Source organism: Rubrivivax albus (assembly GCF_004016515.1).
In the GTDB taxonomy this organism is placed as follows: domain Bacteria; phylum Pseudomonadota; class Gammaproteobacteria; order Burkholderiales; family Burkholderiaceae_C; genus Rubrivivax; species Rubrivivax albus.
Map to the genome: position 1 here is coordinate 1 of NZ_SACT01000035.1, position 1,293 is coordinate 1,293.

At 59.6% G+C, this 1,293-nt stretch carries 2 protein-coding genes; one reads left to right on the forward strand and one right to left on the reverse strand.

The window, feature by feature from the left end; genetic code table 11:
• On the forward strand, nucleotides 1–241 hold a 241-nt coding region (locus ENE75_RS25570; protein ID WP_233259276.1), incomplete at its 5' end, for a hypothetical protein.
• A 175-nt stretch (nucleotides 242–416) separates the two neighbouring features.
• Here ENE75_RS25570 and ENE75_RS24985 read toward each other — a convergent pair.
• Nucleotides 417–1,293: hypothetical protein (locus tag ENE75_RS24985; protein WP_199232415.1), on the reverse strand; the 877-nt coding region annotated here is incomplete at its 5' end.

The window sequence follows — 1,293 nt, forward strand, 5'->3', positions numbered from 1 at the left end:
CGCGCTGCTCGGCCGCTTCGGGCTACGCCCTGCGCGTCCGAGCAGCGCGATCCATCGTGCCTGGGTGGGTCAGATTTACTTCGGCGACAACCCGGCAAAGTGGGTCAGATTTACTTCGGCGTTGACATCCACGAAACTGTCCCCGGACAACAGTCTCACGCTCGACGCCTGGGCGACTACTTACGGGAAAGTTCGGGGACCCTGTGAAGCGTGGGATTGCCTGTTCTCCGAAGCGCTTTGAGGTCACAAGACGGGTCTTCGGTGAGGCCTAACGTTCGAGCTAAGCCGACCGCGGAGGCAGGCGGCGTAAGCCCGGGCTGAGACGATGCACTGTGTGCCTCAGCCCGGGCTTACGCCGCCTGCCGTAGCGGGTCGGCTTGAGCGAGGGGTTATGCGTCACTCTGCGAGCCGCCCGTTCAGATCTTGTCTTCAGGGTGTAGTCCGCGCTCGGCGCCAACGAGCTTGATTCGAATATCCGTTCCGCCAGGCGTTTTGGCGCGAAGAAGAATCAGCTCACCGTCCCGCTCCTTACGAAGGTCGTCGAGTGCGGCTTTGAACTCGGCGATCTTCTTTACTTGACCTTTGAAGAAGGTGCGGATGGACTTTTCATAGATTCGATCGAGGACAGAGTGCGTCACATCGCAGTGCGCACGGACCGCTTCTTCCAAATCTATCGTTCGTGTCGAATCACCGCGTCCTGCAGTGACCATACAAGAGTAATCGTCTAAGCCGATCCGGACCGGGACGTAAGCGACAAGCTTGTTTGTCCCCGGCTCCTTGTAATCAACGCTGTGCGAGGCGACTTGGTGTCTGAGGATCCGTACTTCGAGGGAAGCAAATTCTCGATCGACGGTTCTTGGAGACGGGCAGTTCATCAGGGCGTAGAGCTTGCGCACTGCTTCCTGTTGCAGGTAGACCGCGCTAAGCATGCCGTACAGCCGAAGGTACTTTTCGCCAGTGTTGTCGTACTTCGTCGGGCCATTGAGTCCGAAGCGTAAGAAGTTGTCCAGCGCGTAGCTCGCGTCGCCGACGACATCCATGGCCACACAGATAAACGACCAGTCGTCTTCGCTATTCAAGCGCAGCGCCTTAGTAGGGGACTCATCTGAGCGCCAAACGCGGGCGTTGACCAGCGCGCGAAACGCTTCGGCATACCGCTCGACGATCTGAAGAGCTTTACCAGCGGGACGAGTGTCTTGGTGACGCATAACGTTCGAGCTAAGCCGCGGGCTGCGGCAGGGCGGCTTGCCCGTGCGGCCGATGATGACCAAAGGCGGCCGCGCGGGCAAGCCG